The sequence below is a fragment of the Stenotrophomonas sp. GD04145 genome (genome assembly GCF_029835135.1).
Lineage (GTDB): Bacteria > Pseudomonadota > Gammaproteobacteria > Xanthomonadales > Xanthomonadaceae > Stenotrophomonas > Stenotrophomonas maltophilia_P.
The window spans coordinates 12,416-36,041 of sequence record NZ_JAODZG010000030.1 but is presented as its reverse complement, the minus strand read 5'-3'; the positions used below and the strand labels follow the sequence as shown (position 1 = coordinate 36,041).

At 66.8% G+C, this 23,626-nt stretch carries 24 protein-coding genes; 8 read left to right on the top strand and 16 right to left on the bottom strand.

All coding sequences use genetic code 11. The features are described from left to right. Positions 1–47 precede the first annotated feature (47 nt). Entirely contained in the window at positions 48–1,484 is a 1,437-nt protein-coding gene (gene lpdA, locus N7367_RS14090; RefSeq protein ID WP_053515369.1) for a dihydrolipoyl dehydrogenase, read from the top strand. A gap of 87 nt (positions 1,485–1,571) precedes the next feature. Here the strand turns inward: lpdA and N7367_RS14085 are convergent, their stop codons facing one another. The 11 genes from N7367_RS14085 to N7367_RS14035 all read right to left on the bottom strand — a co-directional run bounded on the left by N7367_RS14085 (position 1,572) and on the right by N7367_RS14035 (position 15,078). Beyond that, a complete protein-coding gene (locus tag N7367_RS14085) occupies positions 1,572–1,829 on the bottom strand; it encodes a hypothetical protein (protein ID WP_065175461.1) in 258 nt (85 codons plus the stop codon). Next, the gene (locus tag N7367_RS14080; protein ID WP_053515365.1) at positions 1,829–2,047 is read right to left on the bottom strand and encodes a hypothetical protein; all 219 of its coding nucleotides are present in this window, start codon (positions 2,045–2,047) and stop codon (positions 1,829–1,831) included. Before N7367_RS14080 ends, N7367_RS14085 begins: the two co-directional genes overlap by 1 nt. A 118-nt stretch (positions 2,048–2,165) precedes the next feature. Continuing rightward, complete coding sequence (locus tag N7367_RS14075; RefSeq protein ID WP_345781899.1) at positions 2,166–3,755, bottom strand: alkaline phosphatase D family protein; 1,590 nt, start codon at positions 3,753–3,755, stop codon at positions 2,166–2,168. Continuing rightward, positions 3,755–6,007 (bottom strand): TonB-dependent receptor, encoded by a 2,253-nt coding sequence (locus tag N7367_RS14070; protein ID WP_279942611.1) that lies wholly within the window; start codon positions 6,005–6,007, stop codon positions 3,755–3,757. The genes N7367_RS14075 and N7367_RS14070 overlap by 1 nt, the downstream gene beginning before the upstream one ends. A gap of 219 nt (positions 6,008–6,226) precedes the next feature. After that, positions 6,227–7,651, bottom strand: coding sequence for a replicative DNA helicase (locus tag N7367_RS14065; protein ID WP_053515359.1), 1,425 nt, complete (start codon positions 7,649–7,651; stop codon positions 6,227–6,229). A 213-nt stretch (positions 7,652–7,864) separates the two neighbouring features. Then, entirely contained in the window at positions 7,865–8,419 is a 555-nt protein-coding gene (locus N7367_RS14060) for an NAD(P)H-dependent oxidoreductase (protein ID WP_279942610.1), read from the bottom strand. Between the two features lie 65 nt (positions 8,420–8,484). Further along, positions 8,485–10,425, bottom strand: coding sequence for an asparagine synthase (glutamine-hydrolyzing) (asnB, locus tag N7367_RS14055; RefSeq protein ID WP_279942609.1), 1,941 nt, complete (start codon positions 10,423–10,425; stop codon positions 8,485–8,487). A gap of 3 nt (positions 10,426–10,428) precedes the next feature. Then, positions 10,429–12,708 (bottom strand): thiamine pyrophosphate-dependent enzyme, encoded by a 2,280-nt coding sequence (locus tag N7367_RS14050; RefSeq protein ID WP_065181969.1) that lies wholly within the window; start codon positions 12,706–12,708, stop codon positions 10,429–10,431. An 88-nt stretch (positions 12,709–12,796) separates the two neighbouring features. Then, positions 12,797–13,456, bottom strand: a complete 660-nt coding sequence (locus N7367_RS14045; RefSeq protein WP_053515351.1) for a glutathione S-transferase family protein — start codon at positions 13,454–13,456, stop codon at positions 12,797–12,799. A 127-nt stretch (positions 13,457–13,583) separates the two neighbouring features. Beyond that, complete coding sequence (locus N7367_RS14040; RefSeq protein WP_053515349.1) at positions 13,584–14,126, bottom strand: GNAT family N-acetyltransferase; 543 nt, start codon at positions 14,124–14,126, stop codon at positions 13,584–13,586. A 109-nt stretch (positions 14,127–14,235) separates the two neighbouring features. After that, the gene (locus N7367_RS14035; RefSeq protein WP_279942608.1) at positions 14,236–15,078 is read right to left on the bottom strand and encodes a glycine zipper 2TM domain-containing protein; all 843 of its coding nucleotides are present in this window, start codon (positions 15,076–15,078) and stop codon (positions 14,236–14,238) included. Between the two features lie 162 nt (positions 15,079–15,240). Here N7367_RS14035 and N7367_RS14030 point away from each other — a divergent pair, with 162 nt between their 5' ends. Next, the gene (locus tag N7367_RS14030; protein WP_053515346.1) at positions 15,241–15,456 is read left to right on the top strand and encodes a DUF6116 family protein; all 216 of its coding nucleotides are present in this window, start codon (positions 15,241–15,243) and stop codon (positions 15,454–15,456) included. Further along, the gene (locus N7367_RS14025; protein ID WP_065175469.1) at positions 15,453–16,226 is read left to right on the top strand and encodes a TatD family hydrolase; all 774 of its coding nucleotides are present in this window, start codon (positions 15,453–15,455) and stop codon (positions 16,224–16,226) included. Before N7367_RS14030 ends, N7367_RS14025 begins: the two co-directional genes overlap by 4 nt. A 35-nt stretch (positions 16,227–16,261) precedes the next feature. Here N7367_RS14025 and N7367_RS14020 read toward each other — a convergent pair whose 3' ends face one another. Continuing rightward, positions 16,262–17,077, bottom strand: a complete 816-nt coding sequence (locus N7367_RS14020) for a tRNA threonylcarbamoyladenosine dehydratase (RefSeq protein WP_262100339.1) — start codon at positions 17,075–17,077, stop codon at positions 16,262–16,264. A 79-nt stretch (positions 17,078–17,156) separates the two neighbouring features. Between N7367_RS14020 and N7367_RS14015 the strand changes: the two genes are divergently transcribed. Together N7367_RS14015 and N7367_RS14010 are read left to right on the top strand one after the other, a co-directional pair. After that, positions 17,157–17,591 carry a hypothetical protein gene (locus N7367_RS14015; protein WP_065175471.1) on the top strand — a complete coding sequence of 145 codons (435 nt, stop codon included), beginning with the start codon at positions 17,157–17,159 and terminating at the stop codon, positions 17,589–17,591. Positions 17,592–17,727: 136 nt separating this feature from the next. Continuing rightward, a complete protein-coding gene (locus N7367_RS14010) occupies positions 17,728–18,222 on the top strand; it encodes a glycine zipper 2TM domain-containing protein (protein WP_053516924.1) in 495 nt (164 codons plus the stop codon). A 72-nt stretch (positions 18,223–18,294) separates the two neighbouring features. Here N7367_RS14010 and N7367_RS14005 read toward each other — a convergent pair whose 3' ends face one another. Continuing rightward, positions 18,295–18,504, bottom strand: coding sequence for a cold-shock protein (locus N7367_RS14005; RefSeq protein WP_053516923.1), 210 nt, complete (start codon positions 18,502–18,504; stop codon positions 18,295–18,297). A 236-nt stretch (positions 18,505–18,740) separates the two neighbouring features. Here N7367_RS14005 and N7367_RS14000 point away from each other — a divergent pair, with 236 nt between their 5' ends. The 3 genes from N7367_RS14000 to arsC all read left to right on the top strand — a co-directional run bounded on the left by N7367_RS14000 (position 18,741) and on the right by arsC (position 20,842). Further along, complete coding sequence (locus N7367_RS14000; protein ID WP_053516922.1) at positions 18,741–19,226, top strand: DUF456 domain-containing protein; 486 nt, start codon at positions 18,741–18,743, stop codon at positions 19,224–19,226. Between the two features lie 120 nt (positions 19,227–19,346). After that, positions 19,347–20,501, top strand: a complete 1,155-nt coding sequence (locus N7367_RS13995; RefSeq protein WP_053516921.1) for a phospholipase A — start codon at positions 19,347–19,349, stop codon at positions 20,499–20,501. Beyond that, a complete protein-coding gene (arsC, locus tag N7367_RS13990; protein WP_111187118.1) occupies positions 20,501–20,842 on the top strand; it encodes an arsenate reductase (glutaredoxin) in 342 nt (113 codons plus the stop codon). The genes N7367_RS13995 and arsC overlap by 1 nt, the downstream gene beginning before the upstream one ends. A 66-nt stretch (positions 20,843–20,908) precedes the next feature. On the opposite strand, the gene N7367_RS13985 is transcribed toward arsC, so the two are convergent. The 3 genes from N7367_RS13985 to N7367_RS13975 form a co-directional block, all read right to left on the bottom strand. Next, on the bottom strand, positions 20,909–21,544 hold the full coding sequence (locus N7367_RS13985; RefSeq protein ID WP_065181963.1) for a glutathione S-transferase family protein: 636 nt from the start codon (positions 21,542–21,544) through the stop codon (positions 20,909–20,911). Between the two features lie 57 nt (positions 21,545–21,601). Beyond that, positions 21,602–21,943, bottom strand: a complete 342-nt coding sequence (locus N7367_RS13980) for a hypothetical protein (protein WP_053516936.1) — start codon at positions 21,941–21,943, stop codon at positions 21,602–21,604. 108 nt (positions 21,944–22,051) lie between these two features. After that, positions 22,052–23,569 carry a fumarate hydratase gene (locus N7367_RS13975; RefSeq protein ID WP_053516917.1) on the bottom strand — a complete coding sequence of 506 codons (1,518 nt, stop codon included), beginning with the start codon at positions 23,567–23,569 and terminating at the stop codon, positions 22,052–22,054. Between the last annotated feature and the right edge of the window lie 57 nt (positions 23,570–23,626).

The window sequence follows — 23,626 nt, the reverse complement described above, 5'->3', positions numbered from 1 at the left end:
GCGCCCGCGCGGAAGGGGGTTCCGGTAAAGCATCAAGGACTAATTCAATGGCTGAACAATTCGACGTCGTCGTCATCGGTGCGGGCCCGGCCGGTTACCACGCTGCCATCCGCGCGGCCCAGCTGGGCCTGAAGACCGCCTGCATCGACGCAGCGCTGGGCAAGGATGGCAAGCCGGCGCTGGGCGGCACCTGCCTGCGCGTGGGCTGCATCCCGTCCAAGGCGCTGCTGGATTCCTCGCGCCAGTTCTGGAACATGAGCCACATCTTTGGCGACCACGGCATCAGCTTCAAGGACGCCAAGATGGACGTCGAGGCGATGGTTGGCCGCAAGGACAAGATCGTCAAGCAGTTCACCGGCGGCATCGCCATGCTGTTCAAGGCCAACAAGGTCGCCACCTACTACGGCTTCGGCGAACTGCAGCCGGGCAACGTGGTCAAGGTGAAGCAGCACGACGGCTCGGAAGTCGAGCTGAAGGGCACCAACGTCATCATCGCCGCCGGTTCGGATTCGATCGAACTGCCGTTCGCCAAGTTCGACGGCGAGACCATCGTCGACAACGTCGGCGGCCTGGACTTCACCGAAGTGCCGAACCGCCTGGCGGTGATCGGCGCCGGCGTGATCGGTCTGGAGCTGGGCAGCGTGTGGAAGCGCCTGGGCGCTGAAGTCACCATCCTCGAGGCGCTGCCGGAGTTCCTGGCCGTCGCCGACGCCGAAGTCGCCAAGACCGCGGCCAAGGAATTCAAGAAGCAGGGCCTGGACATCCGCCTGGGCGCCAAGGTCTCCAAGACCGAGATCACCGGCAAGGGCAAGAAGAAGGAAGTCGTTGTCACCTACACCGACAGCGAAGGCGAGAAGACCCTGACCGTGGACAAGCTGCTGGTGGCCGTCGGCCGTCGCGCTGCCACCAAGGGCCTGCTGGCCGAAGGCACCGGCGTGAAGGTCAACGAGCGTGGCCAGATCGAAGTCGATGCGCATTGCCACACCGGCGTCGATGGCGTCTGGGCGGTGGGCGACTGCGTGCGCGGCCCGATGCTGGCGCACAAGGGCTTCGAGGAAGGCATCGCCGTGGCCGAACTGATCGCCGGCCTGCCGGGTCACGTCAACTTCGACACGATTCCGTGGGTCATCTACACCGAGCCGGAACTGGCCTGGGTGGGCAAGACCGAAGCACAGCTGAAGGCCGAAGGCATCCCGTACAAGGCCGGTAGCTTCCCGTTCGCCGCCAACGGCCGTGCCGTGGCAATGATCGAGCCGGCAGGTTTCGTGAAGATCCTGGCCCATGCCGAGACTGATCGCATCCTCGGCATGCACCTGGTCGGCGCCAACGTGTCCGAGCTGGTGCACGAAGGCGTGCTGACCATGGAGTTCAGCGGTTCGGCCGATGATCTGGCCCGTATCTGCCACGCCCACCCGTCGCTGTCGGAAGTGGTCCACGACGCGGCGATGGCGGTCAGCAAGCGCGCCATCCACAAGGCCAATTGATCGGCCCGGTGGCATGACAGGAAAACCCCGCCTCGGCGGGGTTTTTTTGTTTGGCCTTCTGATGTGGAGCCGAGCATGGGCCCGGCGCTACACCTTTCCAGCAGGCGGCTCCGGTGCATCGTCACAGATGCGATGCTGCACCACGGTTTCACCCACCTTCCATTCCTTCACCACCCTGCAGCGTTCCTTGGGCCTGTCAGGCTTGGCGAGCTTGGCCGCCGCAGCATCCGCTTCGTCGGCAGCGGCGGTCTGCTGGCGTTCCAGCCAGGCGGAGGGCGGTGTCGCGGGCGTGGCAGGGGCCGGCGCCGCGAGCGCCAATACCAGTACCGCGATGGCCGGCGTCATCACGCAGCCACCGGACCGCGGCCGCCACCCAGCAGGCGTGCCGGCAGCATGAACAGCGCGCGCAGGAAAGCGAACAGCGCCGAGAACGTGATGCCGACCAGGCGGAACGGCAGGCTCAGCAGCCACACGAACGGCCAGGCGATCAGGGCAAGGATCGCCAACGGCCAGCACAGCACGAACAGCAGGCACCACACGCCCAGCGCGAACAGGGTCTTCATCACGGTCTCCTTGCAGCGGCCCCTTGCCGCCTGCGACCACAGTGCCGCCCTGCCCCGGAGGGAGCAAACGGTTTGCGACGAAACCCGGCAGGGCGCGATGAAACCCGGAACGCAGCCGCTATACCTGCACCGCCCCCGGGCGGCCGTGGGCGACCTGGAAACGCGCGGCGGTCCGCACCGCGGCATCGGTACGCAGCACGCTGTCGGCCAAGCGCAGTTCCGCATCCACGGCCTGCCGGTTGAGCTGCAGCTTCCACCAGCCACGGCGGTCGCCGTCGAAATAGCGGATGTGCGGATTCAGGGGAATCGACGGTCCGTAGTAAGGGCCATACGGTGTGTCGTCTCCGCCACTGCTGATGGCGGGGGCGATGAACTCGGTGGCCACCACGGGAGCATCAGCCGCATCGAAGTCCAGCTTCAGATCGTTGACGAAGGTGGAATGCCAGTCGCCTCCCAGCACGATCGCATTGCCCTGCCCGCCCGCCTGCAGCGCCTGCAGCAACCGGTTGCGCGCGGCAGGATACCCATCCCAGGCATCGTTCCAGAACCGCTCGCGCGGGGTGCCGCCGTCCAGCCGCAGCTGCGCCACCAGCAGCTGCTGCACCACCACATTCCAGCGCGTGCCCCGCGCGGCCGCCATCGACTGTGCGAACCACGCCTCCTGGCCGGACCCGAGCATGCTCATGCGCGGGTCCAGTGCCGCCTCGCAGCGCGGTGACTCGCCCACGCCGCAGGGGTTGGCCGGACGGAACTGGCGGCAATCGAGCAGGCTCAGCTGCGCGAGGTCGCCGTAGCGCAGGCGCCGGTGCACCCGCAGGCCACCATTGCCGGCCGGAGTGCTGCGCATGGGCAGGTGCTCGTAGAAGGCGCGATAGGCAGCGGCCCGCCGGACGATGAAGTCCTCCACCGGCACGCTGTCCTTTTCAGGATGGACGCCGGAATAGTCGTTCTGCACCTCATGGTCATCCCAGATCACCGCAAAGGCGTGCGCCGCGTGCGCTGCCTGCAGGTCCGGATCGAGCTTGTACAGCGCGTACTGGTCGCGATAACGCTGCAGACTGACGGTCTCGCCGCTGAATCGCTCCGCATCCAGTGTGCGGCCGCGTGCGTTCTGCAGTGGACTGTACTCGTACAGATAGTCGCCGGCATGCAGCACCAGGTCGACATCGCTCCGCGCGATATCACGCAGTACCGGGTAGTAGCCGCTGTTCCAGGCCTGGCAGGTGCACAGGGCCAGGCGCAGCTGCTGCAGCTGCGCGTCCGGCAGCGGCGCGGTGCGGAAGTGGCCAACCGTGCTTTCCTCATCACCGTCGCAGGCAAAACGGTAGTAATAGTCACGGCCGGGACGAAGGCCATTGATCTCCACGTGCACCGAATGCGCCAGCTCGGGCACCGCTGCGGCGACGCCACGCTGCACCGGACGGCGCATGCCGGGATCTTCAGCCACGAACCAGCGCACCGGCACCGCCCGCGACGGCATGCCACCGCCGTTGAGCGGATCGGGGGCGAGCCGTGTCCACAGCACAGCCCCCTGCGGATCCGGATCGCCAGCGGCGACGCCGAGGGTGAACGGATCGCGGCCCAGACGCGGCCGTGGGCCTGCCGCAGCCAGCCCCGGCATCGCCGCCAGTGCGATCGCCGCCCCCGTACCCTGCCACGCCATGCGCAGCAGGCGACGACGGTGCTCCGGATCCATGGGCCGCTGCATCAGAAGCGCACGGTCGCCGTCGCCATCACCTGCCGCGGCGCACCCACCTGCATGGTCGCGAGGCTGCGCGTGGGATCTGCGGCATAGGTGCCGTTGGTGTTGATCGAAGACAGGTAACGCTTGTCCGCCAGGTTGGTCAGGTTCACTGCCACTGTCAGGTTCTGCGCGGGCCCCAGGGAGCCGAAATCGTAAGCCACCGAGGCGTTGACCAGCCAGTAGCTGGGAACCGACAGGTCATTGGTATAGGTCACGTAGCGCTTGCCGACATGGTTGGCGGACAGGCGCAGGTCCCACGGGCCCGGCGTCCAGGCCAGGGTGCTGGCGAACATCCATTCCGGCGTATCCACGGTCTTCCTGCCGCGGGTCGGTACCACCCCGTTGTTGACGTAGTCGTCGTCGTAGGTGCTGTCGTTCCACGACAGCGCGTTGGACCAGGTGACGTCCTGCACCGGCTTCAGCTGCAGGGTCGCCTCGGCACCGCGGCTGGTCACCGAACCGACGTTGGAGAACAACGCAGGGCAGCCGAGGATGCCCACGCACTGGGCGATGGCAAGCAGGCGGTTGTCGAACTTCACGTCGTACACCGCGACCGACGCCTCATACCCCTGCCCGTACCCGCGCCAGCCCAGTTCGATCGTGCGCGACTGCTCCGGCTTGAGGTTGCGTGCACTGGCATCGAAGGCCTGCTGCGGCACGTTGAACGGACTGCCCACGCCCAGCGCATAGGCGGCGATGTTCCTGGCGAACGAACCGAAGATTTCATTGCCTTCGTTGAGCTTGAAATTGAAGCCGGCCTGCGGCAGCAGTCCCTTGCTGGAGGTCAGGCTGCTGTTGTTGGCATAGCTGCCCAGCGGCGTGCGGACGCGGGTGCGGGTGTGCGGCGACTTCGCGCCGATGTCCACCGTCAGGCGGTCGTCGAACAGGCGGAAGCGGTCCTGCACATAGAACTGGCGGGTGATGGTGGTGTAGAGCTGGCGCCACACGCGCTGGTCCGGATTGCGCAGGAAGAAGTCATCGGTGATCGGGCCATCGATGTAGTAGAAGTTGCGCTGCACGCTGTGGCCGTTGTCCTCGTACCACAGGCCGGCTTCCAGCTCGTGCCCGCCGACGTTCCAGGTGAACGCGGAGGTCACGCCGGTACGGTCGATCGCGTACTCGGTGGTGCGGATCGAGATCGGAATCTCGCGCGCGGTGCCCGGATTGGAGGGATTGGACGGACTGAACCAGTGGCCCTGCCCGCGGTTGCTGTGATTGTAGACATTGACCTTCAGGCGCATCGCTTCGTTGAGGCCGAAGTCGCCGGCGACGCTGGAGATATCGTCGTTGCGCAGGCCATGACCGGAGTAGTACGCATCCCAGGGGCTGTTGACGCCGCCACTGAACTGCCCGCGTGCCGCGGCCAGCGCGCGGTCCCAGTCCGGCGCGTAGTTGTCCCAGTTCCAGCCCAGGCGGTCGATCATCTCCAGCGACAGATCCTGGTAGTCCGCCTCGACCCGGCGTGATGCGTTGAACAGCGCGGTGATCCTGCTGTCCACGCCGAAGTTGTAAACGGCCTTGCCGTTGAACTGCTTGAGCTCCTGCGAGCCCTTGCCCTTCCACTTGTCGCCTTCGGAGTACACGCCGGACAGGTACGCCGCAAACCCTTGGTGCTCGCCGGTCTCCAGGCGGGCATAGCTGCGCCGCGCGTTGTCGCTGCCGAAGCCCTGCGCCAGCACCACGCCGTACTCGGTAGAAGGATCGATCGAATAGAACTGGAACACGCCCCCCAGGTTGCTGGTGGACGGCGTCCCCAGCGCGCCGATGCCGGTGGAGACTTCCGCACCGCCCAGGTTCTCGCTGATGACCGCGCGGCTGACATGCAGGCCGTTGCTGTTGCCGTAGCTCATGTTGCCCAGCGGAATGCCATCCAGCGTGTAGCCAAGCCGGTTCTGGTTGAAGCCGCGCAGGCTGATGCTGGTCGACCACTCGTAGGCACCGGTGGCGTCACCCGACTCGAAATGCACGCCCGGCTTGCTGGCCAGCAGCTTGAGCGGATTCGCGCCGGGCGGCAGCACCTTCATGTCCTCGGCGGTGACACGCTGCACCTGGCGCGCTTCGCCGCGGCCGATCACCGAGATCGAATCGAGGGTGGTCGCCGACTGTGCATCGGAGGTGGGGGCGGTTTCAGCGGCCGCCAGCGACGGCAGCGACGGCAGCGAGGCACAGACCAGCAGAGCCAGCAGATTGCGGCGGAGCGGAGCGTGGGACGGCATGGGAGGCGGATTCCTTGGACGCGCTGGACGCCAGCGACGGGCGTCGGAAGTGGGAGGACAGCGGCGGCATGGTAGGAAGGCCCAGTTACATGTCAGTTACACGTCATGTGACCATCGCCCGGCAAGGTACGCGCCTTGCGCTCGCACCAACGCAAAGAGCCGGGCACGCGCCCGGCTCCTGCAGGACAGAAGGAGATCGCCGGCCCGCGGCCGGCAGCCCTACTCGAACGAACCGACCGAATCGTGGGCCAGATTGTCGAAACGCGTGTACTCGCCGAAGAACTTCAGTTTGCACGAGCCGGTGGGGCCGCCGCGGTGCTTGCCGATGATGATTTCGGCCAGGCCCTTGTCCGGTGAGTTTTCCTTGTTGTAGTAGTCGTCGCGGTAGATGAACACGATCATGTCCGCGTCCTGCTCGATGGCGCCCGATTCGCGCAGGTCAGCCATCACCGGGCGCTTGTCGGTACGCGTTTCCAGCGAGCGGTTGAGCTGGGAAAGTGCGATCACCGGCACGTTCAGCTCCTTGGCCAGGCCCTTCAGCGAACGCGAAATCTCCGAGATTTCTGTCGCGCGGTTCTCGCTGTTGCCGGGCACGCTCATCAGCTGCAGGTAATCAATCACGATCAGGCCCAGGTCGTGCTCGCGCTTGAGGCGGCGGCACTTGGAGCGCAGCACTTCCGGCGATACGCCCGGCGTGTCGTCGATGAAGATCTTGGTTTCCTTCAGCATCTTGATCGCGCTGGTGACGCGGCTCCAGTCCTCGTCTTCCAGCTGGCCGGTACGCAGGCGCTGCGCGTTGATCCGGCCATTGGAGGAGATCAGTCGCATCGCCAGCTGTGATGCGGACATTTCCATCGAGAACACCGCCACGCCCTTCTTCGACTTGATCGCCGCATACTCGGCGATGTTCAGCGCGAAGGTGGTCTTGCCCATCGCCGGGCGTGCGGCCAGGATGATCAGGTCGGTCGGCTGCAGGCCGGCCGTCATCGCGTCGAAATCGTTGTAGCCGGTTGGCAGGCCGGTGATGTTGCCGCCGTTCTCGAAGCGGTTGCGCAGTTCCTCGAAGGCATCCTTCAGCGCGCCGGGCATGGCGACGAAATCCGTACGCCCGCGTGCGCCCTGCTCGGCAATGGCGAACACGCTCTTTTCCGCCGACGCCAGCAGCTCGCTGCTGTCGCGGCCTTCCGGCTGGAAACCATCGTTGACGATGTCGGTACCGACCTGGATCAGCTGCCGCAGCACCGCCTTGTCACGTACGATCTCGGCGTAGGCCGCGATGTTCGCCGCCGACGGCGTGGTGCTGGCCAGTTCGATCAGATAAGCGCCATCCCCTACCAGCTCCAGCTTGCCCTGCGATTCGAACCATTCGCCCAGCGTCACCGCATCGAAGGGTCGGTCACGCTCGGACAGCTCCCGGATCGCGCGGTAGATCATCTGATGATCGCGGCGATAGAAGTCGGTCTCGGTCAGCTGGTCGTTGACCCGGTCGAACGCTTCGGGTGCCAGCATCAGGCCACCCAGCACCGCCTGCTCGGCCTCCACCGAATGCGGTGGCACCCGCAGCTGGTCGATGCGCGAATCATCGCGTTCGAAGCCATCACCGCGGTCTCTGCGGTTGGAACGGAAGCCGGGACGGGCGGACATGCGGCGGTGTTTCCTGCAAAAGTGGGGCCAGACGAGTGTAGGCATGCGCCGACCCTGGCGGCCATGGACAAGCCTGTGGATAAGCCGTGGAAGAACGGGGGATATCCGCCGGAGCCTGGCCAGAATGGCGCGGAGGCGTCGCACTGCCTGCGACGGGCGCCCGTGCGACGCCCGCAGCCTGCCATTATCGCAGATCCCACTGCCCGCAGCGGCCTACCGGCCGTGCGTGGCGATCAGCGCCAGGAACCGGTCCACGTATCCCTGCAGGAATTCCCGCGTGGCGTCGTTGTGGATCGTACCGTCGGCGTCGATCAGGCCTTCCTTGAAATGAATGAACGCCTCCGGCTGGCCGAGCACATGCATGTCGAGGAAGGCCAGGCTGTTGCGCAGGTGCTGCTGGGCCACCGCGGTGCCGATCTGGCCGATGGACGCACCGATCACCGCAGCGGGCTTGCCTGCGAATGCGCTGTCGCCATAGGGGCGCGAGCCGATGTCGATGGCGTTCTTCAGCACGCCCGGCACCGAACGGTTGTATTCGGGTGTCACGAACAGCACAGCGTCGGCGGCACGCACCTGCTCCTTCAGGCGGACACACGATGGCGGGTATTCGGCGTCGAAATCCTGGTCATACAAGGGAAGGTCGCGGATCTGCACGTACTGGAACCGGGCCCGGTCGCCGGCAAGCTTTTCAAGTGCATGGGCCAGCCTGCGGTTGCATGACTCCCGGCGCAGGCTTCCGACAAACACGGCGATGGCGGGAACGGACATCGGACGGACTCCTCATGGTGCGGGAAACCCATCCTATTCACCGCCCCCTTTCCAGGCAGTGAAGGTCAGCCGCTGATGCTGGCCCGGACCTGGCGCCAGTGGGCCTGCCATGCCTGGAACATCAGCACGTTCCACAGATGCGTGTGCCACTTGCGCTGGCCGCCAAGGAACTGCTGCCACAGCGGCTGCACCGCGGCCGCCGACAGCACGCCTTCGCGTTCCAGCCGCGAAGGCTGCAGCAGATCGTCGGCCCACGGCCGCAGGTCGCCCTTCAGCCAGTCGCTGACAGGCGCACCGAAACCACGCTTGGGCCGGTGCACCATCGCGTGCGGGACGTATCGGCCCAGCACGCGCTTGAGCAGGACCTTGCTGGTCGTTTCACTGCGCTTGAAGCCCAGCGGAAGCGACCAGGCGAACTCGGCCACCCTCCAGTCCAGCAACGGCGCACGCGCCTCCAGGCTGACCGCCATCGAAGTGCGGTCGACCTTGCACAGCAGGTCATCAGGCAGGTAGGTCACGAAATCGGCCAGCATCATCGCGTCTGCCGGCGTGCCCGCGCCGTGCAGCGGATCGGCCAGGTCATAGAAGCTGCCAGCCGGCTGCGCACCGGGCACCACCGCCGCCGGGTCACGCCAGCGCGAAATGCGGTTGCGGTATACATCGCCGATGCCGCGGGCGCCGGTTTCGGCCAGCAGCGCCGCCAGGCCTCCCGTGCGCGATGCCTCGCCCTGCTGCTGCGCGCGGGCACCCATCCAGCGCCGCAGCGGGCCCGGCACGCGACCCAGCATCTGCCAGTTGCGCAGCGCGCGCACGTAGCGGGTGTAGCCGAAGAACAGCTCATCGCCACCATCGCCGGACAAGGCCACGGTCACCCCCTGCCTTGCCAGCCGGGCCACCAGCGCGGTCGGCACCTGCGAGGCATCGGCAAAAGGCTCGTCGAACATCGTCGGCAACTGCGGCACCACCGCCAGTGCGTCGGCCCCGCTGACGTAGAGTTCGGTGTGGTCGCAGCCCAGATGCGCGGCCAGTTCCCTGGCCAGCGGTGCCTCATCGTGGCTTGAATCCTGGAAACCGATGCTGAAGCTGTGCACCGGCTGCCTGCTCTGCGCCTGCATCAGCGCCGCCACCAGCGACGAATCGGTCCCCCCGGACAGGAACACGCCGACGGGCACGTCCGCGACCATGCGCAACGCCACGGCGTCGCGCAGCAGGGCATCAAGCTGCTCCTCGGCCTCCTCGATGCGGCCCTGGAAGGGTGCAGCCAGTGCGGCCTGCATGCGCGCACGCGCGTCCCAGTACGGACGCTGCGCCTGCTCCGGCCGGTGCGCGCCGGCTCCGGCGGCAACCATCGGCGCATCCACCCGCAGCACCCGGCCGGGCATCAGCTTGTAGCAGCGCTGATGGATGCTGTGCGGCGCCGGGATGTAATCCAGCCGCAACAGCAGCGTCAACGCATCCCGATCGATATCGTTGTCGAACGCTGGATGCTGCCACAGTGCCTTCAGTTCAGAGCCGAACACCAGCGCGTCACCGGCCCAGCCGTAGTACAGCGGCTTCTTGCCGACCCGGTCGCGGGCCAGCCAGAGGCACTGCTCGCTGCGGTCCCACATAGCGATGGCGAACATGCCGTTGCAGCGCTGCAGGGTGTCTTCCAGGCCCCACTGCAGGATCGCAGCCAGCAGCACCTCGGTATCGGAGTGGCCACGGAAAGCATGGCCCAGCGGCTCCAGCTCGGCGCGCAGGGCCGCGAAGTTGTAGACCTCGCCGTTGTAGGCCATCACATAGCGGCCGTCGGACGATGCCATCGGCTGGTGGCCCAGCGGGGACAGATCGAGGATGCTCAGCCGGCGGTGCGCCAGTGCGATCCCGGCAGCGGCATCGACCCAGGTGCCACCATCATCCGGCCCGCGATGGTGCAGCGCCTGGCCCATGGCCAGGGCCTGTGCCTGCAGTTCCTCGGCCGGCACCATCGGTGCCGGCAACAGCATTCCCGCCAATCCACACATGCATCAGGGTTCCTGCGCCAGGTCGAGGGCGGCGCCAATCACCGCATTGTCGCTTGGAAGCCCGAACATTGCTGCCCCCGCCAGCGGCGTATAGGTATCGGCGCCGCAGACCCGACGCAGCGGCAGGTGACCGAAGCCGGCCTCGACCAGGGCCGTGACCACCCCCTCGCCCACGCCACCGCTGTGACGCCCCTCGTCCAGCACCAGCACGCGCCGCGCCGTGGCCGCCTGGGTGGCAATGAATCCGCCGTCCAGCGGCACCAGCCAGCGCAGGTCAACCACCCTCACCTGCCACCCGAGCTGCTGGTCGATCACCCGCGCGGCACGCAGCGCCATCGGCACGCCATTGCCATAGGTGTAGATCACCAGATCCTGCGCCTCGGGGGCATACACCCGGCCCTCCCCCGGCAGCAGCGCCTGGCCCTGTTGCGGGTAGTCGAACAGCCACTGGCCGTCACCCGGCTCGTGCAGGTCCTTGCTCATGTACAGCGCGATCGGCTCCAGGAACACCGCCACGCGGCCATCCACCCGGGCCAGCGCCGCCAACGTGCGCAGCATCATCACGGCGTCGTCGCCACGCGAGGGACAGCCCACCACCAGGCCGGGAATGTCGCGCAGGGCGGTGATCGAATTGTCGTTGTGGAAATGGCCACCGAATCCCTTCTGGTAGCCCAGCCCTGCCACCCGCACCAGCATCGGGTTGCGGAACTGGTCATTGGAGAAGAACTGCAGCGAACACGCCTCGCCACGTATCTGGTCGATGGCATTGTGCAGGTAGGCCAGGTACTGGATCTCGGGGATCGGCAGCATGCCCATGTTGGCCAGCCCCTGCGCCATGCCCAGGATCATGGTCTCGTCCAGCAGCGTGTTGAACACCCGACGCGGGCCGAAACGACGCAGCAGGTCGCGGGTCAAGGTGTACACGCCTCCCTTCTGCGCCACATCCTCGCCGAACAACAGGCTTTGCGGATACTTGCACAGCAGTTCCTGCAGTCCGTGATTGATCTGGATGGCCAGATGACGCGGCGGTTGTCGCTCCGGCAATGCGTCGGCGCCGCCATACAGCGACAGTCGCGCCTCGTCCGCGACCGCGCGCCGGGCCTCGGCGTGCACCGCTGCAGGTGTATAGGGCGCCAGCGGTGCCATCACCTGCTCAAGGGACTGCAGCTTCGGCTGGCGCTCGGCGTCGGCGGCGGCCGCCATGCAGCGCACACGCATCGCTTCATAGGCCGCCTCGACGGCCGCGGCATCCATCCAGCCCGACTCCATCGCGATCTGCGCCGAGCGCAGCAGCGGATCCTGCGCCTCCGCCGCACACAGCTCCGGCAACGCGCGCCACTCCACCTCGAAATCGGTACCGGCATGCCCCATCAGCCGCGTGGTACGCAGGTGCAGGAAGGTCGGCCTGCGGGTTGCCCGGCAATGCTCGACCGCGGCCTGCACCTGCGCATGGCCGCTGGCCAGATCCAGCCCATCAGCGAAGAAGTAGTCCAGTCCCGGCTGGCCGCCAAAGCGCTCGGCGATCCATCCTTCTGGTGTTTTCACCGAAATGCCCAGGCCATTGTCCTCGCAGACGAACAGGATGGGCGCCGGCAGTTTCTGGTAGGCCGACCACATGGCGGTGTTGAACGCCGTCTGTGCGGTGGCGTGATTGGCCGAGGCGTCGCCGAAGGAACAGACCACGATGCTGTCGGCCGGAATCGGCAACGGCTGGCCCAGGCGCTTGCCGCTCTCGATGGCCAACGCAGTGCCCAGCGCCTTGGGCAGGTGCGAGGCGATCGTCGAGGTCTGTGGCAACACCCACAGCGGCCGGCTGCCCCACACCTTGTGCCGGCCTCCGCTGGCAGGATCGTCGGCGCTGGCGGCGAACGACAGTGCCGCGTCGCGCACTGGATCCATGCCCGGCACCTGCCGCGCGCGCTCGGCCATGAAGGCGCCGGAGCGGTAGTGCAGGAACGCAGGATCGGTGTGCCGGCAGGCCCGCGCCAACAGCGCATTGCCCTCGTGTCCGGACGAGCCGATGGTGTAGAAGACCTTGTTCTGCACGCGCAGCACGCGTGCCATCAGGTCCAGCTGGCGGCTGGCCAGCTGCGAATCGAACAGGTCGGCAAAGGCCGCCGCGCTGAGCGTGCTGCCTGGCAGGATCGGCGCGTGCGGCGCGGGCCGTGGCCGTGGCGTGCCCCGCCAGCCGCGCACCGCCTCCAGGAAATTGACGTCGCACACTTCGGCGCGGTTGAGCCCGCGCATGCGCGCGGGGATGGGATCTGGAACCACAGCGAACATCGAACACCCTCCGTGTCGTTGTTGCTTAGCGTGGCGCGGGGCCCGCCCGGCTTCCTCGCAGCCGGCCTGCCCGACGCTCCCCCGGGAATCAGGCCACCGCGTTGAATCGCGCCAGCACCTCCGCGCCCACGGCCGGCATCGGCACGAACCGCGGCTGCGCCCGGACCCGCTGCAGCCAGGCCTGCACCTGCGGGAACGGATCAAGGCGGATGCCACCATCGCTGGCAACGTCGGTGTAGGCAAACAGCGCGATATCGGCGATGCCATAACTGCGGCCGGTGAACCAGGGCGACTGCCGCAGGTGCTGTTCCATCACCGCCAGTGCGGTGCTGGCGCGCTCCTGCAGGCGCGGCAGTTCGGCGCGCCGCGGGGAGTCGGCCGGCGTCCAGCCACGGATGAAACGGGCCACCGCCACGCAGGGTTCATGCGTGTACTGCTCGAAGAACATCCAGCTCAACGCCTGCGCCCGCTCCCAGCCATCGCCGGGCAGGTAGGGCGTGCCCTCGGCCAGCCAGAACAGGATCGCGTTCGATTCGGTCAACACGCGGCCGTCCTCGCGCACGATCAACGGCACCTTCGCATTGGGATTCAATGCCAGGAACTCCGGCGTGTGGGTCTGGCCATGGGCGCTGTCCACCTCCACCCAGCGATAGCGGCTGCCGAGGTGTTCCAGCAGCATGCGCACCTTGTGGCAATTGCCTGAAACGGACATGCCATGCACCGTCAACGGAACGCGTTCTTCCACCATTGCCTGCTCCAGGAGACCCGGCCAACGACCGGTTGCGCGCAGTCTGGCAAGCGCGCCCGCCGATGCCAAGCGCGGGTGCAGCATGCCCACCGCGCAGCCCGCCGCTGGATGCAGCCCGTCGGGCCCCTCAGCGCACGCGCTGCTGCCACTGCTGGCGCGACTGCCCCCAGATCTGCATCGGTTTGCCCTGGTACGGCGGCGGCAGCTCGCCCATGCGCAGCAGCGTACTGCCCAGCTTGCGGGCCACGACACGGGAATTCTCGTTGTCCTCGGCAATGGTATGGATCACCTCCTCCCACCCGAGTGCGTTGAATGCCCAGTCGATCGCAGCGGTCGCCGCCTCCGGCGCGTAGCCCTTGCCCCAGCTGGCACGCCGGATGCTCCAGCCGACCTCGGTGCCCGGCCAGTCCTGTGGCTGCCAGGGCCCCATGCGACCGACCCACTCACCACTGGATTTCTCGATCACGCTGAACATCGAAAAGCCGAACAACTGCCACGCGCCAGCCAGGCTGCAGAATCCACGCCATGCCACTGACGGTGGCTGTACTCCGCCCAGCGTGCGCATCACCTCTTCATCCGCGCAGAACGCCAGATAGGGCTCGAAATCCTCGCGATGCGGTGGGCGCAGGATCAGGCGCTCGGTTTCCAGGCGCAGGTCGAAGATGCTCATGCCGACTCCAGGGCGATGACGGAGCGCCATCATCGCAAATGTCACCCGGCCACAAAAACAGACAGGCCGGCAGAAGCCGGCCTGTCGCCTGTCCGGTGCAGCGGCAGGATTACTGGCGGGTCGGTGCCGTGGCGCCGGCTGCCGCTGTCTGCGTGACCAGCTGGCCATCGACCACCGGCAGGCGATCGCTGGCTGGCTTGTTGTCCATGCGCACGGTCTTCTCGGCACCATCATAGCGGTAGGTCACGTTGTAACCCTTGACCACGTCGTTGGTGCCCATGGCGATGCGGCTGCCGGGCTTGCTGGCCATGCGCATGGTGCCGGTGGTGCCGTCCTCGTTGCGATAGGTGACGTTGTAGCCGGTGACACGGCTCGACTCGGAGGTGGCGGTCTCGGTGTGGCACTGGCGCTCGGTGCGGTTGACCACACGGCCACCGACGTGGCGCTTGTCCACCTGGTTGCCGATCAGGCCGCCGGCCACGGCACCGGCTGCGGTCGCCGCCTTCCTGCCATTGCCGCCGCCAACCTGATTACCCAGCAGGCCACCGATCACCGCGCCGGCGACGGTGCCACCGACGTTGCCATCACGCTCGGGCAGGCGTTCCTGCACGACCACATCCTGGCAGACCTCGTGCGGCGTCTGGGTGGTGGAGGTTTCGCGCACCGCGTCGGTGCCGATGACCGTGGCGTACGCCTTCTGCTTTTCGGTGATCGGGTCGACCTTCAGCACATCGGCATACTCCAGGCCGCGCGGCGCGGTGGCATCGAGCTGGTTGCCACGCGCACCATCGTCGGTGCCGCTGCCATCGGCCAGGCGTGATTCGCCGTTGGGGGCGCCGGCGCTGATGGAATCCGGCGACGGGTTGCCGCTCTTCATGAAGGCGGCCGTGGCGATACCACCCACCAGCAGCGCGCCCGCTGCGACCAGGACAGTTGTAGTTGTGCTTTTCATGACCTGCTCCTTGCGGACCGTCCGCAACGTTCTCGGCACAGATTGCAGCACGGCCTCCCTGAACGGAATCTCCACATTTCCTGCTCGTCGCCGTAACCCATTCAGCATCGGGAAATGCTGGGCCCGTGGTAGCGTTTGCATATTCACCAGGAGGATCCCGCCATGGCCAACCCGATGCTGCTGCCGGTACTGCAATGGGCGCGCCGGCTGCGCTACCCCACGCTGTTCAAGCTCACGGCCGGGCTGTTCGCGCTGACCCTGTTCATTCCCGATCCGCTTCCCTTCGTCGATGAGCTGGTGCTGGGCCTGGGCACACTGCTGCTGGCCAACTGGAAGAGCCGCGGCACCCGCACGCCGCCACCGCTGGAGCAGCGCTGAGCGTGCTGGTCGACAGCCATTGCCATCTCGATGCAGGCGAGTTCGACCCCGACCGTGCCGCCGTGATCGAGCGCGCGCGCGCGGCCGGGGTGCAGTTCCAGGTCGTGCCGGCCGTCACCGCCGCCAGCTGGCCGAAGCTGCGCGAGGTCTGCCAGCAGGCACCCGGCCTGTACCCCGCGTACGGGCTGCATCCGATGTTTCTTGCCGAGCATCGCGCCGGGCACCTTCCGCTGCTGCGGGAATGGATCGAGCGTGAGCGTCCGCGGGCGATCGGCGAATGCGGCCTGGATTATTTCGTGGAAGGCCTGGATGCGGAGGCGCAGCAGACCTATTTCACCGGCCAGCTGCGCTTGGCGCGCGACTTCGACCTGCCGGTGATCGTGCATGCGCGTCGGGCCGTGGATGCGGTGATCGCAGCGATCCGCCGCATCGGTGGCCTGCGCGGCGTGGTGCACAGTTTCTCCGGCAGCCCGGAGCAGGCGGCACAGCTGCATCGGCAGGGCTTCCTGCTGGGTCTGGGCGGCCCCCTGACCTACGAACGGGCACAGCGCCTGCAACGGCTGGTCCGGGAGATGCCGCTGGAGCAGCTGCTGCTGGAAACGGACGCGCCCGATCAGCCCGACGCGGCCATCCGTGGGCAGCGCAATGAGCCGGCACGCCTCTCGATCATCGCGCGCCACGTCGCGGCGTTGCGGCAGACCGACCTGGAGACGGTAGCGAGGACCACGACCGACAACGCGCGGCGGCTGTTCGCGCTGCCGGCCGCCTGATCGCCGTTTCGCCGGGCATGGCCCGGCGCTACCGGTCAAGCCTCAACGGATTCGGACTTGACCCTCTTCGGCTCCAGCAGCATTTCCAGCGCCTTGCCGACGGCGGCAAAGGCGAAGGCACCGGTGATATGGGTGGCTGCCCCCAGCCCTGCGCCGCAATCAAGCTTGAGCGCAGCGTCCGCCCCCAGGTTGGGACGGAGGCCACAGACACTGCCATCGGCCTGCGGATACTTCACGTTCTCCAGCGAGTACACCGCCGGCACGCCGAAGTAACGCTTGGCGTTCTTGGGGAAGTTGAACTCGCTGCGCAGCTTCTTGCGGATCAGCGCCAGCATCGCGTCGTGCTCGGTGCGCGAGACATCGCGGATGCGTACCAGGGTCGGATCGGTGCGCCCACCCGCGGCGCCCACCGTCAGCAGTGGCAGCTTGCGGCGGCGGCACCAGGCGATGGTCTCCACCTTGACCCGGAAGCTGTCGCAGGCATCGATCACCAGATCGAAGCGACGATCCAGCAGTTCCGCCATGTTGGCGGTGGTCAGGAACGCCTGCACCGCGTCGACATCGAGTTCCGGGTTGATCGCCCGGCAGCGCTCGGCCATGGCTTCGGCCTTGTTGCGCCCGTAATTGCCCTCCATCGCCGGCAGCTGCCGGTTGGTGTTGGACACGCAGATGTCGTCCGCATCGATCAGGGTGAGATGGCCGACCGCCGAGCGCGCCAGCGCCTCGACCACCCACGAGCCGACCCCGCCCATGCCGACCACCGCTACGCGGCTGCCCTGCAGGCGCTCGAGCGCACCCACGCCATACAGCCGTTCGATGCCGGCGAAGCGTTGTTTGACCTGTTCGTTCATCGGTCTATTTTAACGTGCAGCGGCCGGCGTCCACAGCACGCCGGGTCGAACCTACCGTTGCACACCCGGAGAGCCCGCCATGAACGCCAGCCCCCCTCGCCCGCCGTCTTCCGCCTATCGCTACCTGTTCGTGCTCGCGCTGGGTCTGCTGATCGGCCTGATCGCCACGGTGATGGTCGGCCGCGCCCTGCAGGCCCGCCGTGACCCCTTCCCGGACAGCCTGATGCAGGTGATGCAGCGGCAATCCCAGTTGCTGCAGCAGGCTCAACAGCAGAACCGCTGCAGCCTGGCCGACAGCGTGCCGCGCCTGCAGACGCTGCGCCTGCTCTCCAACGACCTGGACCTGGCCTTCCCCGGCCTGAAGGACAGCGCGCAGTTCCAGCAGCATGCCAGCCAGTACCGCGCCGGCCTCAATGCCGCCCTGGCGACGCCACCGGCAGACTGCACCGCGCTGGCCCAGGTGGTGCAGACGCTGCAGGCGGACTGCCGCGCCTGCCATCAGGATTTCCGTTGAACAGCGTTCATCCCGCAGCCGGTCATGGCGGCGTTGATTGGCGTCTTGTTCACGTTGGAAAGGAGACGATTCGCGCACCCTGCTGCATGACGCAGTACCACCCAACACATCCGCCTTCACGGCCAGGAGACGCCCCATGAAGATCCAGCTCATCGCCGCCAGTGCCATCGCCACCCTCGCCCTGGCCGGCTGCGCCACCTCGCCGGGTTACGGCGGCGGCGGCTACAACAATGGGTACAACAACGGCGGCTACGGCAACAACTCCGGCTACAACCAGGGCCGTTGCGCCGACTGCGGCATCGTCACCCGCATCAACACCGTGCAGTCCGGCCGCACTGCGCCCAGCGCGACCGGCGCGATCCTCGGCGGCATCGTGGGTGCGGTTGCCGGCCATGAGATCTCCGACCACACCGGCGGCAGCCGCGGCAACAAGAACATCGCCGCAGCGGCGGGTGCCGTGGGTGGCGCGCTGGCCGGCAACCAGATCCAGAAGAACGTGACCAGCGATACGTATGACATCAGCGTGCGCATGGATGACGGACGCACCATCGTCGTCAACCAGCGCGATCTGGGCGGCATCCGCGAAAACACCTACGTTCGCGTGGTCAACGGCCGGGTGATCCTGCGCTGATCCGCTGCCGGCCCCGGACAAAGAAAAAGGCCCGCTTGCGCGGGCCTTTTTCATGTGACGGCTGCAGACCGGTCAGATCGGCTGCACGGCGTCGGCCTGCAGGCCCTTCTGGCCCTGCACGACGGTGAAGGTGACCTTCTGGCCTTCCTTCAGGCTCTTGAAGCCCTGGGTCTGGATGGCGCGGAAGTGCACGAACACGTCTTCGCCGTTTTCACGGCTGATGAAGCCGAAGCCCTTTGCATCGTTGAACCACTTGACAGTACCGTTCTCGCGTTCGGACATCTCACTAACTCCCTGATGACTCTCTCTTGTTGTTGGAAACGCCTTGTGGGCGGCTGACAAGCAAGGGGGAAGCGAGGTGCATCGATGCAGCGGATCGGGAAGATCTTGCTTCATCAGGCCACGATCCACGGTGACCTTGCCAAGCTCAGCGACTGCAACTTAACCCGGCCAAAACGAAAAAGCAACTGGCAAAATCTTTCACTGTCAACCCCAAAAAGACAACCATACGGGACAGCATGGGCCTCTCATTCATCTTGTATCTGCTAGCGGTCATTTTTGTCCTCGTTGGTATTGCCGGCATCGTCCTGCCGGCACTTCCCGGCATCCCGCTGGTGTTCGTCGGCCTGCTGCTGGCAGCGTGGGCCGACGGCTTCACCCATGTCGGCTGGCCAACCCTGCTGGTACTGGGCGTGCTGACCCTGCTTTCACTGCTGGCCGATGTGCTGGCCACGGTGGTCGGGGCCCAGCGTGTCGGGGCCAGCCGCAAGGCGCTGTGGGGCACCTTCATCGGCAGCATCGCCGGTCTGTTCTTCATGCCCATCGGCCTGTTCGCCGGCCCGCTGGTCGGCGCTCTGCTGGGCGAGTACTGGCACACGCGCGAGCTGGGCCGCTCGACCAAGGTTGGCCTCGCCACCTGGCTGGGCATCCTGCTGGGCCTGGCGCTGAAACTGGCGATGGTCATCGCGATGCTGGGCCTGTTCGCGTTCGCCTGGTTCCTGTAACGCACGATCTTCACGCCACGCGCACACCTGCGCCGGGCATAACTCCATGGGGCTGGCCGTTGCTGCGGGCAGCCGCCACACTGTGCGTCTTCCCGTAGTCATCCCGAAGGGCCTGCTGCAATGACCCTCCCGCCGTTGCTCCCCCGTCTGGCGCCGTTGGCGCTTGCCCTGGCCAGCGCGCCGCTGGCCGCGCAGGAAATCGCGCCTGCCACGACCACCACGCCGGCCGGTTGCGCGGCCATTGAAACCGACGCCGCCCGACTGTCGTGCTACGACCGCCTGTTCGGCCGTACCGCACCGGCCACTGCCGAAGCCGATGCCGCCGCGCAGCAGGCCGCGCAGGCGCTGCGCGAACAGCGTCGCGCCGCCCGCCTGAGCCAGGGCGAAGAGAACCTGCGGGCGCGGGTCGGCGATGTGCTGCGCCCCGCCCCCGACGACAGCGCCCTGGCCAATGCAGGCCGCGGTTCCCTGCTGGACAGCCGCTGGGAACTGGCGGAAGACTCGAAGCTGGGACCGTTCCAGCTGCGGGCCTACAAGCCGGTGTACCTGCTGCCGGCGTTCTGGACCAGCGACAAGAACCAGATGCCGCAGTCGCCGAATCCGGCCAACAGCGTGACCGAGCCGCAGGCGCTGGACAGTGCCGAGCTGAAGTTCCAGATCAGCTTCAAGACCAAGATCGCCGAGAATCTGTTCGGCGACAACGGCGACATCTGGGCCGGCTATACCCAGAGCTCGCGCTGGCAGGCCTACAACGCCGAGAATTCGCGCCCGTTCCGCGAGACCAATTACGAGCCGGAAGTGATGATGGTGTTCCGCAACGGCTACTCCATTGGTGGCTGGCGCGGACGCATGACCGGCATCAGCCTCAACCATCAGTCCAATGGCCGTGCCGATCCCCTTTCGCGCAGCTGGAACCGGGTGATGCTCAATGTTGGGCTGGACCGCGAGAACTGGGCGCTGGTGCTGCGGCCCTGGTACCGCATTCCCGAAACGCGCAGCGATGACAACAACCCGGACATCGAGGATTACATGGGCCGCGGCGACGCGACCCTGATCTGGAACCGCAATGGCCACGAAGTGTCCCTGATGGCGCGCCATTCGCTGCGTACCGGCGACCGTTCGCATGGCGCCCTGCAGCTCGACTACGGTTTCCCGATCAGCAACCTGCTGCGCGGCCACATCCAGGTCTTCGACGGATACGGCGAAAGCCTGATCGACTACAACCACAAGGCCACCTACGTGGGCGTGGGCGTGTCGCTGCTGGAATGGTTCTGATGGGCGTGACGATCTGGCACAACCCGGCGTGCAGCAATTCGCGCGGCGCACTGAAGCTCATCCGCGACGCCGGCATCGAGCCGGAGGTGATCGAGTACCTGCAGGCACCGCCCGACGTGGCGACCCTGCGCCAGCTGCTTGCCGAATCCGGGCTGGCCGCCGCCGACCTGGTGCGCAGCAAGGAACCGGAGTTTGCCGGTCTGGCGCTGGCCGGGGCCGATGAGGCGACCCTGCTGGCGGCGATGGCGACGCACCCGCGCCTGATCAACCGGCCCGTGGTGCGCACGGCCAAGGGCACGCGCCTGTGCCGCCCGCCGGAAACGGTGCTGGAGATCCTGTAGCCCGGACGCACCACCCGGCAGCGCCGAGCCATGCCCGGCGGCACGCGCTCGGCTCAACGCCGGCGATCACCGCCAGTCGCTGATGCCTTCGCGTCGATAGACTTCCGCGAAGGCGGGGCGCGCCTTCAGCGCGGTTGCGTGCGCCTTCAGCACCGGCCAGGTGTCAGTGGGCCGGGGCATGTTGCGCGACCAGCGCATCAGCATCACCAGCATGAAATCGACCACGCTGGGCGCGTCGCCCAGCAGGTAAGGCCCGTGCGCCTGCAGGTGCGCCGCCACATGCTGCCAGGCCGCCTCCAGCTGCTGCCGGGCCATCGCACGCGTTGCCTCCACGCAGGCCTCGCCCGCCGCTTCGTGCGGATAGAACCATGCACGATAGGCAGGCTGCAGGGTGTTGGCGCACCAGAACATCCAGCGATAGGCCTCGCCCCGCGCGGGCGTGCCCACGGCCGGCAGCAACCCCGCTTCGGGATGGCGGTCGGCCAGGTACAGCGCGATGGCCGCTGCCTCGGTCAACAGCAGGCCATCGATCCTCAGGGTCGGCACCCTCCCGGCCGGATTCAACGCCAGGTAGTCCGCCGCCTTGTGCTCGCGCCTGTCGAAATCCAGCAGCACCAGTTCGTGCTCGATGCCCAGTTCGATCAGCAGCCAGTGCACGACCAGCGAAGCGGTACTCGACGAACCATACAGGGTGGTGCTCATGCGCGGGATCCGTTGCGGGTGGAGCCGGCGATTATGCGCCCGCCCGGCGGCCACTGCTCAACCGCAGCTGCTCATGCAGGTGTCGCGACGTTCGCCGCAGCTCATCATCGGCTGCCGCAGCGTGCAGTCATGCGCCTTCAGTTCGCACGAGCGGCGCAGATCGGCATTGGCGATGTCCTTGCAGCGCTTGTCGGCAGCCGGAGCCATCTGCTGTTCGCAGCTGCTCTGCCGACTGCCCAGGCTGTCCGCCTGCGCCATGCAGCTGCGATGGCTGGCCTGGCACTGCATGCGGCATTGCGCCGATGCGCTGAAATCCGCTCCTTCATACGAGGAGGAGGTGCTGCTGCAGCCGGCCAGTGCGAACAGCCCGGCAAGCGCGAAGTTCCGTAACAGCGGCATGAACGTTCCCGGTTCGAGTCGCATGGAAACTAGCAGATGTTCCGTGCCGGCTCGTTAAACGACAAACGGCGCCAACAGGCGCCGTTTGCCACCAAGCGTGTGCCGCGCTTACTCCACCACGACCGGAATCTTGCCGATGCGGGCCTGCCATTCGCGCGGGCCGGTCTTGTGCACCGATTCACCGGTGGAGTCGACCGCCACCGTCACCGGCATGTCCTGCACGGTGAACTCGTAGATCGCTTCCATGCCGAGATCGGCGAACCCGACCACCTTGGCCGCCTTGATCGCCTTGGACACCAGGTAGGCCGAGCCACCGACCGCCATCAGGTACGCCGACTTGTTGTCACGGATCGCCTCGATCGCAGCCGGGCCGCGCTCGGCCTTGCCGACCATGCCCAGCAGACCGGTCTGTTCCAGCACCTGGCGGGTGAACTTGTCCATGCGCGTTGCCGTGGTCGGCCCGGCCGGACCGACCACTTCATCGCGCACCGGATCAACCGGGCCGACGTAGTAGATGAAGCGTCCCTTCAGATCGACCGGCAGTTCCTCGCCCTTGTTGAGCATGTCAACCATGCGCTTGTGCGCGGCGTCGCGGCCGGTCAGCAGCTTGCCGTTGAGCAGAAGCGTCTGGCCCGGCTTCCAGCTGGCCACATCTTCCGGGGTGATCGTATCCAGGTCCACCCGGGTGCCCTTGGAGGCGTCGTAGGTCAGCTTCGGCCAGTCCTCCAGCGACGGCGGATCCAGCATCACCGGACCGCTGCCATCCAGGGTGAAGTGCGCGTGGCGGGTCGCGGCGCAGTTCGGGATCATCGCCACCGGCAGGTTGGCCGCGTGGGTCGGGTAATCGTTGATCTTGATGTCCAGCACCGTGGTCAGGCCACCCAGGCCCTGGGCGCCGATGCCCAGCGCATTGACCTTCTCGTACAGCTCCAGGCGCAGCTCTTCGATCCGGTTGGACGCTCCACGGGCCTGCAGCTCGGTGATGTCGATCGGCTCCATCAGCGCTTCCTTGGCCAGCAGCATGGCCTTCTCCGCAGTGCCGCCGATGCCGATGCCCAGCATGCCCGGCGGGCACCAGCCGGCCCCCATGGTCGGCACGGTCTTGAGCACCCAGTCGACGATGGAGTCGGACGGATTGAGCATGGCGAACTTGGTCTTGGCTTCCGAGCCGCCACCCTTTGCGGCCACGATCACATCCACCTTGTTGCCCGGCACGACTTTGACGTTGACCACGCCCGGGGTGTTGTCCTTCGTGTTGATGCGCTTGCCGGCCGGATCCGCCAGCACCGAAGCACGCAGCTTGTTGTCCGGATGCAGATAGGCGCGGCGCACGCCTTCATTGGCCATGTCTTCCACGCCCATGGTGGCGTCGTCCCAGCGCACATCCATGCCGATTTCCAGGAACACGGTGACGATGCCGGTGTCCTGGCAGATCGGACGATGGCCTTCGGCGCACATCCGCGAATTGATCAGGATCTGGGCCATCGCCTCCTTCGCGGCCGGCGACTCCTCGCGCTCGTAGGCAGCGGCGAGATTCTTGATGTAGTCGACCGGGTGGTAGTACGAGATGTACTGCAGCGCGTCGGCGATGGACTGGATGAGGTCTTCCTGCTTGATCGATGTCACGGCTTGCTCGCTTGCTCGAGGCTGGCGGGGGTAATCCGCCCATTTTACCCCCTCCCC

Coding starts and splice junctions, on each gene's coding strand:
- lpdA (WP_053515369.1), top strand. CDS start 48: ATGGCTGAACAATTCGACGTCGTCGTCATCGGTGCGGGCCCGGCCGGT.
- N7367_RS14085 (WP_065175461.1), bottom strand. CDS start 1,829: ATGACGCCGGCCATCGCGGTACTGGTATTGGCGCTCGCGGCGCCGGCC.
- N7367_RS14080 (WP_053515365.1), bottom strand. CDS start 2,047: ATGAAGACCCTGTTCGCGCTGGGCGTGTGGTGCCTGCTGTTCGTGCTG.
- N7367_RS14075 (WP_345781899.1), bottom strand. CDS start 3,755: ATGCAGCGGCCCATGGATCCGGAGCACCGTCGTCGCCTGCTGCGCATG.
- N7367_RS14070 (WP_279942611.1), bottom strand. CDS start 6,007: ATGCCGTCCCACGCTCCGCTCCGCCGCAATCTGCTGGCTCTGCTGGTC.
- N7367_RS14065 (WP_053515359.1), bottom strand. CDS start 7,651: ATGTCCGCCCGTCCCGGCTTCCGTTCCAACCGCAGAGACCGCGGTGAT.
- N7367_RS14060 (WP_279942610.1), bottom strand. CDS start 8,419: ATGTCCGTTCCCGCCATCGCCGTGTTTGTCGGAAGCCTGCGCCGGGAG.
- asnB (WP_279942609.1), bottom strand. CDS start 10,425: ATGTGTGGATTGGCGGGAATGCTGTTGCCGGCACCGATGGTGCCGGCC.
- N7367_RS14050 (WP_065181969.1), bottom strand. CDS start 12,708: ATGTTCGCTGTGGTTCCAGATCCCATCCCCGCGCGCATGCGCGGGCTC.
- N7367_RS14045 (WP_053515351.1), bottom strand. CDS start 13,456: ATGGTGGAAGAACGCGTTCCGTTGACGGTGCATGGCATGTCCGTTTCA.
- N7367_RS14040 (WP_053515349.1), bottom strand. CDS start 14,126: ATGAGCATCTTCGACCTGCGCCTGGAAACCGAGCGCCTGATCCTGCGC.
- N7367_RS14035 (WP_279942608.1), bottom strand. CDS start 15,078: ATGAAAAGCACAACTACAACTGTCCTGGTCGCAGCGGGCGCGCTGCTG.
- N7367_RS14030 (WP_053515346.1), top strand. CDS start 15,241: ATGGCCAACCCGATGCTGCTGCCGGTACTGCAATGGGCGCGCCGGCTG.
- N7367_RS14020 (WP_262100339.1), bottom strand. CDS start 17,077: ATGAACGAACAGGTCAAACAACGCTTCGCCGGCATCGAACGGCTGTAT.
- N7367_RS14015 (WP_065175471.1), top strand. CDS start 17,157: ATGAACGCCAGCCCCCCTCGCCCGCCGTCTTCCGCCTATCGCTACCTG.
- N7367_RS14010 (WP_053516924.1), top strand. CDS start 17,728: ATGAAGATCCAGCTCATCGCCGCCAGTGCCATCGCCACCCTCGCCCTG.
- N7367_RS14005 (WP_053516923.1), bottom strand. CDS start 18,504: ATGTCCGAACGCGAGAACGGTACTGTCAAGTGGTTCAACGATGCAAAG.
- N7367_RS14000 (WP_053516922.1), top strand. CDS start 18,741: ATGGGCCTCTCATTCATCTTGTATCTGCTAGCGGTCATTTTTGTCCTC.
- N7367_RS13995 (WP_053516921.1), top strand. CDS start 19,347: ATGACCCTCCCGCCGTTGCTCCCCCGTCTGGCGCCGTTGGCGCTTGCC.
- arsC (WP_111187118.1), top strand. CDS start 20,501: ATGGGCGTGACGATCTGGCACAACCCGGCGTGCAGCAATTCGCGCGGC.
- N7367_RS13985 (WP_065181963.1), bottom strand. CDS start 21,544: ATGAGCACCACCCTGTATGGTTCGTCGAGTACCGCTTCGCTGGTCGTG.
- N7367_RS13980 (WP_053516936.1), bottom strand. CDS start 21,943: ATGCCGCTGTTACGGAACTTCGCGCTTGCCGGGCTGTTCGCACTGGCC.